We start from the raw sequence: 237 nt of genomic DNA on the forward strand, positions 1-237 counted from the left end.
TGCCGCGCGGGCCGGTCGGAGGCCACCGGCAGGTGTCCGATCGGGAACATGTGCACCAGGAACAGCGCCACCATGCTCTCCCGCTCGGGACGTGGGGCCCCGACCGGCACGGCCGCGGCACCGGGGGTGGGGGCGGGTTGCGCCGCTCCCGGTTGCTGCGGCGGCGGGAGCCGCTGCGGCGGTGGGGGTTGTTGCGGCGGTGGGGGTTGCGGTGCTGGTGGCGGTGCGACCGGGGGT

Source organism: Saccharomonospora iraqiensis subsp. paurometabolica YIM 90007, assembly GCF_000231035.2.
Taxonomy (GTDB): Bacteria; Actinomycetota; Actinomycetes; order Mycobacteriales; family Pseudonocardiaceae; genus Saccharomonospora; species Saccharomonospora paurometabolica.